The sequence below is a fragment of the Sulfitobacter sp. genome, from assembly GCF_036960155.1.
Lineage (GTDB): Bacteria > Pseudomonadota > Alphaproteobacteria > Rhodobacterales > Rhodobacteraceae > Sulfitobacter.
The window spans coordinates 21,067-27,911 of sequence record NZ_JBALWB010000026.1 but is presented as its reverse complement, the minus strand read 5'-3'; the positions used below and the strand labels follow the sequence as shown (position 1 = coordinate 27,911).

Sequence of the window (6,845 nt, the reverse complement as noted above, 5' to 3'; positions counted from 1 at the left end):
TAGCCCGCTTGAACGCACCAAAGCCAACGAGCTTTCAACAAAATGGGCTCAAAGCTGACTTTCGCTGCACGCGCGAAGGCTCAGCTACCTGACGGCTCCCTTGTGTCGCATGCGTGACTGCCAGCTATGTGGACCTTCCAAACATTTGCAGCAGCGCTAACGAATGTTGGACTAAGCTAAAATGTCCCGTTTCGTTTTTATACATTTCTGCCGGGATAAGGTGTTGCTTGTAGAAAGCTTCAGGCTGTTGCGAGCTTTCTCATATTCGCAAACGCAGGCATCGACACCTCTTTTATCCGGTTGAATACTGCCTGCACCTCGGGGTCATTTCGATCGACTTCGCGGCCAGCACGACCAAAACCATCAAGGCGACAGGACGCGATCCAGGCCTTGAGTTCAGGATGCTGGGACCACGCGAATTGGTTTGTCGTATTTGCAATTTGGGATACCAACCAGGATTGCACGGTGTCCGTCATGGGCACCGGTATTGCGAGTGCATTTTTCGCCTCATCATTGTCGAAACTCGTTTCGATCTTAGCGATCAAGGCGGCGCTAAACGTGGGCTGGTAGAGCCGGATCATTTGCAGCGCAATTCGATCATCATTGAAGATGGGCCACGTGTTGGTGTGACCAAGTGCCCGTGCAGTACAGTCAACATACAAAGTACTGGGATTTGCGGAACAATCCCCACCAGCAAGCCGAAGTTTATGGGGTTCGATGGTTTCTACATGGCCCATACGAACAATATCTTTGACTTCCCGAAGTCGCTCAAGTTCCGCCATTGTTACTGTTGGGGCATGCATTATCAAAGGGCGCACTGATGGATCAAGACGCATCCACAAGTTTGCAGCCTCCATCCTATCAGCGAAATCGTCGATTGAGGTGGCATCCATCACGGCTTCCATCTGGCGCATCGTTCCTCCGAAACTTTCGTGATAAAATGCGCCACTTGGTTGGGTGAAGGCGCGATTTATCATCCACGGATCGCGGGGCACGACCCAACGTATCTGCGTGGGATCAGCACCATTTTCAAGCAGCCAAAGCACACTGTCCATGGCCGTCTTACCAGCGCCCAGTATCGTGAAATGGCTGTGCAAATGTGCCTTTTGAGTTAGAAAGTTTGGCGGGATGCAGACAACATCCGCGGCCACTTGGAATTTTCTTTGATGTGTCAAAGGAATGGCGTTTTCAAGCAGTCCTGCGTCAACGTAGCGGTGATGCACGTCAATTTGGGTGATTTTGTTCGAGAGTAATTGTCGAACTTCACCATTACCCAAATGTTCGGACATGGGTAAAAACCGCACGCGTCCAGATTGCAGCAACCGATCCCGCATCACGGTGTGGAAATAATTGGCGACCTCTTGGCCTGATGCAAGCTCTTCGAAACCCTTGTTGAGGCCAAATTTATCGATGCTTTCGCGGCCCAAATTGAGCGACGAGACGCCATAAAATGAGGAGGGCTGGTGAAGGCGCACAAACGGATAGGCATCGTTCCAATGACCGCCCGCCTTGTCGCGCCGATCTACCAGCGTGATATGTGCGTCGGTTTCATCCAGTAACGTATCGGCAAAAGCCAGCCCCGAGGCCCCGGCACCAGTAATCAAGTAGTCAGTTTCGATGCGGTCCATACCGAGCTCCCCAGTGTGCTTGGACAACGCTAGACTCGGATCTGATTTAGTTAAAGCTAAACTTCCTCAGATGCAAAATATTGCAGTTGCAGGCCCGGTTGGTAGGAACCCATGACTGGCACCGTTCTCTGAGTTGAGGTTCGATATGTATAAATTTAACATAACTATTAGGTCGAGCCAATGACCCGTGCTAGCCTCAAAACAGGTTTCAATTCCGGAGCCATATTTTGAAAGTATTTATATGTCATTCGTTACCATATCCCATTGGACTGCAACTGAAATTACAGACGACATGACTGCTAAAGCGAACGAAAAATTTGTACCCCTGATCATAGCAAATGGCGCAACTGGCGTGCAAATGGTCCGAACGGGTGACTTGAGTATGTGTGTAATAACACAATATGCTGATGCAGAAGCTGCGCAAGCCGCACAGGCCAAGATTGCGGGCCTGCGAGAGCAGGTTGCAAAAGAGTTCCCCATGACACTGAGTAGCGCACATGGCGGCGATGTTGTTGGCGGTTCATAATCAGATCTATTGGCCTGTTGTCTGCGTTTAGCGGGCAATGGACGCCAAACGCCCCCCGCATTTGCGCGGGGGGCTTACCTTTAGCACGATAGATAACACTCGGACTGGGCGGTTGCCCCAACGTAAATAATGTTAGCTGTAGGGCCGAGAAGGGGCGATTGACGACATGATTTAAACTGTTGTCCTGTTCGCATGGCGAAGTTTCACCGCATCCAGCGGCCCCAGATCCAACGACCAATGTGTCGAGAGAAGAGATATTTTTGTTCAAATCTAAACTTACAGACACTGCGTATGTTCTGGCGGCGCTGGCTGTTTGTACATCTGCAGCAGCGATGGCGTTCCTGTGCCTTTACTTTTTTGGCGTCGTCGGCGGCCCAATCATCGATAATGTTGTTTACACATCTCTAGATTGGGTCGCGCGACTATTTTTCTAGGTGCTATTGGTTGCCAACGCCATCGTTTCGTTCGCTGTGGTTATGACGCCAAGCTCAAATGCGATCTTGTTTTTGCAAGAATGCAGCTGTTTCTAACAGGCTGTCAGACACATTGCGAAATTGAATCCCGAGTTGCGCCTGCGCTTTGGCACCGCTGACCTCTGTGCGCTGACCCAACGCCGGAACGATGCCGCGGATGGTAGGATCAAAGAGGGCCAAAATGCGCATCATCAGATTTGGAGCCACGCGTGTTGCGATTTTCCGATCTGGATATTGAGCCTTGAGGATCGCCGCAAGCTCCGAGAATTCCAAATACCCGCCGCAGGAGGCAAATCGTTCGCCCGCGCTTTCGGGATGCTCAAGCGCGGCGATGTGAGAGGCGGCTACATCCCGCACATCCACGCAAGGAAAGCCTACATTCGGCACCATCGGGTCTTTGCCAGATAATGCCCGCTCTACGACGGCCAAAGATGCTCCATAACGTTGCCCGATTGGCTGCCCAAGTACCAAACCCGGATTGACGGTGGTCAAAGCAATTTCTGGGGCTTCATTTGCGACGAAGTCCCAAGCGGCCCGTTCTGCCAGCGTTTTGGACTTTGGATATGCGGCCGACGTTTTTGTGTCAGCCCAATCCGTTTCGTCAAATGCCGCCCCGCCAGGTTTTTGAGGATAGCTGACAATGGCGACCGTTGATGAGGTCAGTATGACGCGATTTACCCCTGCGCTTTGTGCAGCCTTCAAGGCACGTAGCGTTCCATCCACTGCAGGCCGTATCAGGGTCTCTTCGTCTTTTGGGACGTCCAGCGGAAACGGCGACGCGGTGTGCATCAAGGCATCAACACCTGTTAGCGCCGTATCCCAACCCATGTCATGTCCAAGGTCCAATTCAACACATGATAGCTGTTCCGTAACTGTTTGCTCTGGAATCCCCGCCGCAATCAAATCACTCTTCAGCGCGCCTTCACTGTCCAAAGATCGGACCGAACCGCGCACCGCATATCCCTTTTCGAGAAGTTGAAAGATAAGATGTTTGGCGACATAGCCAGTCGCGCCAGTTACGAAAATCGTTTGGGACATAAAGGACCTCGGTAAAAAATTACAGAATACTTGTTAACTGTCTATTGGGGGCTTGATGTGATGTCGATGATTGTAATTGCGGCGCGTGATGCTATGGGGATGGCGCAGATCAAGGCCATCACGGGCATGTGCCGCCATTCAGTGCATTAAGAAATTTGGAAAGTTCGGGCTCAATGCAAGCTTTTGCAACGGGTCTCGCAAGGGGCGCATTGATCATTTGCGTCCATCTTTTGGTTGAAAGTCGTGCATGGACTATAAACATCTGCGTCAACGCAGAATTAGGACCGGAAGAATACGCAGCAGCATCAGCCCCGAAATTTTGGCCTTTTGCATGTGCTAGGCTGCGCATCTTTCAACGCGTAAGTGTTTTCATGCCTCGGCTCAGGCCTTCTAGGGTCATGGGGACCATTGCGTCATTGCCAAATATCTCTTGGATCATCGTGATGGATTGCGTGTAGGACCAGTATTTTTCAGGGATCGGGTTGATCCACAGGTTAGATTTCCACTGCTCGCGCGCGCGCTCTAACCAGACGGAGCCTGCTTCGGGGTTCCAATGCTCATTGGCGCCACCGGGGTAGGCGATTTCATAGGGCGACATGGAGGCATCGCCCACAAAGATGCAGCGATAATCCGGGCCATAGGTGCGCAGGATTTCATGCATCGGGGTTTGAGCGTCCCAGCGACGGCGGTTGTCGCGCCATACACCTTCATAAAGGCAGTTATGGAAATAGAAGGATTCCATATGCTTAAACTCGGATCGTGCCGCGCTGAACAGTTCTTCGACAACCTTGATGTGTGGATCCATTGAACCGCCGACGTCAAGAAACAACAGCACTTTGACTGCATTGCGCCGCTCGGGGCGGGTTTTGACGTCCAGATAACCTTGTTCAGCGGTTGAACGGATTGTGCCGTTCAGGTCTAGTTCTTCGGCGGCGCCGTCGCGCGCCCAACGGCGCAAGCGTTTGAGCGCCACTTTGATGTTGCGCGTGCCCAGTTCTACCGTGTCATCCATATTGCGGAATTCGCGTTTGTCCCAGACTTTCACAGCCTTGCCATGGCGGCCTTCTTTTTGGCCAATCCGCACGCCTTCGGGGTTGTAGCCATAGGCGCCAAAGGGGGAGGTGCCCCCGGTGCCAACCCATTTGCTGCCGCCCTCATGGCGCTTTTCTTGTTCCTTGAGGCGCTCCTTGAGCGTTTCCATCAGTTTTTCAAAACCACCCATGGCTTCGATCTCTGCCTTTTCCGCGTCGCTCAAATGCTTTTCAGACATCTTTTTGAGCCACTCAGCAGGGATATCAACTGCTTCAAGAACCTGCTCTAACGTGATGTTTTCTGTACCAGAAAAGGCCGCCGAGAAGGCTTGGTCGAATTTGTCGATGTTGCGTTCGTCCTTCACCATCGAAACCCGCGCGAGGTAATAGAATGCCTCAACATCATAGGTGGCAATGCCCGCAGCCATGCCATCTAGAAATGCCAAAAATTCTCGCATTGAAACGGGAACTTTATGGGCGCGCAGTTGTTCGAAGAAGGGTAGAAACATTAGCTGGTGATCCGGTCGATTATAACTGTGAGAAACATACCCACAATCAGGAACGCCATGCCATAGCCAGCTGCGTATTGGGCAATGTCTTTGCGATTTCCGTTACGTCTTCGCGCGGTCATGCTGCCAATAACGATGCCAAGTATCGCCAACCCAATTACTATCATAGTCCAGCCCTTTTGTGTTTACGGGCTATCCTTTGAGCGGGTTGAGCGATGAAATCTCACGCAGCTTGGCCCGCACAGCCCAATCAGAGCCAAATCCGTATCGTGCCCACCCTAAACTGTCCATACGGACGGCTTCTGCTTCAGAGGGGCGGTTTTCCAGATCCAGCGCCTCTGCACGTAGCAGCAACAGCGTAGAAAGCAATGCGGCGTTCTCGTTTAAACGTGCGGTTTCGACGTGCGGCGCAATGAGGTGGAGTGCTTGGGCGCCTTGACCTTGGCTGACAGCAAATGCTGACAGCTGTGTCGCAACGTAAGCCTGATGCAAACCTGTGCCCGGTGTGGCGTTATAGAACTGTTTGGCGGCAGCATAGTGAGTTTGCGCCTCTTTGGGATTGTCCCGCTGTAGAACACGGCCCATGGCATAATGCGCAAAGGCGCGGCGTTGATCGCGCCATCCCATGGCCTTGGCGATGGTCAAAGCTTCGCCAGCACCTTTGAGGCGTTCACTGCGATTAGAAGCAGGCCCAAGCGCGGTTTCGATAGCGCGTTTCCACTGGATCGGGGTGCGCGTAGCGAAGTTAGCTGATGTCGTTTCTCCACGTGGGTTAATGTCCCGCAGGATGTGGGGCAGGGTGGCTGCCACCTGACCGCGTGACATGCCATTGTGGAGCTGCGGCGAATAGTATGCGCGCAGCATCAACATATCAAACCCGGTCAAAACCGTGTGCACGTTATCATCGTTAAAGACAGAATCGGGTAGGCGGTACAGATCGTTAAGCGGACCAAGGGACTGGGCCAGCTCTTCGTGTAGACAATCGCGAACTTCTTGCGGGCTTACATCATTGGGCAGAAAGATCGCCAGACGTTCGCGTTTACGCAGCTGGGACCAGCTGCCACTTTTGGTTTTACGCGATTTGCGATATTCATCCAATGTGCTGACGTTAGGGGCAACAAAACAAGCCGCCTGCGGGAGCAATTTACGGATTTCTTTGCGCGATACAGCATTGATAGTAACGTTTGCGCGCGGTGCATTCGTTTGACTAATGTTGATGCCGGCTTCGCTGCGTAGACGTCCTAAAAGGCGTGTCAGATCATGCTGCAGGGACGCAGGTTGATTTCCAATCACTGAGACAGTTATGGGGCCTTCAAAACGGGTGAATATAGGCAGCTCCCGGCCGCTCTCAAGCTGGAAAGATAGCTCGATGAAATCGAGGGCCAGATCGTTGTTCGCACGCACAGGACCCGCATGATACCCAGTGTTGAATATTTTTATGGGCGGCAGTGTGCTGTCACTGATGGGCATAGCGCGGGTTACATCCCCACCATGAGTAGGAGTACACGCATTTAACGCCATTGCGAGGATTAGGGCGATGCGTGATTTCATGTGGAAACTCCTTGGATAAGAAGTGTTCTGTAACGTGTTGAAAAGCGCGCGTTCTGCACGTGCACATACAGTGCGATCTGGGTACTCAT

6 protein-coding genes are annotated in these 6,845 nt (G+C 52.2%); 1 reads left to right on the top strand and 5 read right to left on the bottom strand.

Translation table 11 applies throughout. The features are described 5' to 3' along the window. Window positions 1-239 precede the first annotated feature (239 nt). Window positions 240-1,628: an NAD(P)-binding protein gene (locus tag V7775_RS24300; RefSeq protein ID WP_335754521.1), complete on the bottom strand. Its 1,389-nt coding sequence runs from the start codon at window positions 1,626-1,628 to the stop codon at window positions 240-242. 241 nt (window positions 1,629-1,869) lie between these two features. Here V7775_RS24300 and V7775_RS24295 point away from each other — a divergent pair, with 241 nt between their 5' ends. Next, the gene (locus V7775_RS24295; protein WP_335754520.1) at window positions 1,870-2,154 is read left to right on the top strand and encodes a hypothetical protein; all 285 of its coding nucleotides are present in this window, start codon (window positions 1,870-1,872) and stop codon (window positions 2,152-2,154) included. A gap of 488 nt (window positions 2,155-2,642) precedes the next feature. Here V7775_RS24295 and V7775_RS24290 read toward each other — a convergent pair whose 3' ends face one another. The 4 genes from V7775_RS24290 to V7775_RS24275 all read right to left on the bottom strand — a co-directional run bounded on the left by V7775_RS24290 (window position 2,643) and on the right by V7775_RS24275 (window position 6,756). Continuing rightward, window positions 2,643-3,665: an NAD-dependent epimerase/dehydratase family protein gene (locus tag V7775_RS24290; protein WP_335754519.1), complete on the bottom strand. Its 1,023-nt coding sequence runs from the start codon at window positions 3,663-3,665 to the stop codon at window positions 2,643-2,645. Between the two features lie 352 nt (window positions 3,666-4,017). Further along, a complete protein-coding gene (locus V7775_RS24285; protein WP_335754518.1) occupies window positions 4,018-5,205 on the bottom strand; it encodes a vWA domain-containing protein in 1,188 nt (395 codons plus the stop codon). Continuing rightward, window positions 5,205-5,372, bottom strand: coding sequence for an apolipoprotein acyltransferase (locus V7775_RS24280; protein WP_335754517.1), 168 nt, complete (start codon window positions 5,370-5,372; stop codon window positions 5,205-5,207). The genes V7775_RS24285 and V7775_RS24280 overlap by 1 nt, the downstream gene beginning before the upstream one ends. Before the next feature lie 25 nt (window positions 5,373-5,397). Further along, window positions 5,398-6,756, bottom strand: coding sequence for a DUF2927 domain-containing protein (locus tag V7775_RS24275; RefSeq protein ID WP_335754516.1), 1,359 nt, complete (start codon window positions 6,754-6,756; stop codon window positions 5,398-5,400). Between the last annotated feature and the right edge of the window lie 89 nt (window positions 6,757-6,845).

Excerpts from the sequence above, each read along its gene's own strand:
- V7775_RS24300 (WP_335754521.1), bottom strand. The coding sequence starts at position 1,628 with ATGGACCGCATCGAAACTGACTACTTGATTACTGGTGCCGGGGCCTCG.
- V7775_RS24295 (WP_335754520.1), top strand. The coding sequence starts at position 1,870 with ATGTCATTCGTTACCATATCCCATTGGACTGCAACTGAAATTACAGAC.
- V7775_RS24290 (WP_335754519.1), bottom strand. The coding sequence starts at position 3,665 with ATGTCCCAAACGATTTTCGTAACTGGCGCGACTGGCTATGTCGCCAAA.
- V7775_RS24285 (WP_335754518.1), bottom strand. The coding sequence starts at position 5,205 with ATGTTTCTACCCTTCTTCGAACAACTGCGCGCCCATAAAGTTCCCGTT.
- V7775_RS24280 (WP_335754517.1), bottom strand. The coding sequence starts at position 5,372 with ATGATAGTAATTGGGTTGGCGATACTTGGCATCGTTATTGGCAGCATG.
- V7775_RS24275 (WP_335754516.1), bottom strand. The coding sequence starts at position 6,756 with ATGAAATCACGCATCGCCCTAATCCTCGCAATGGCGTTAAATGCGTGT.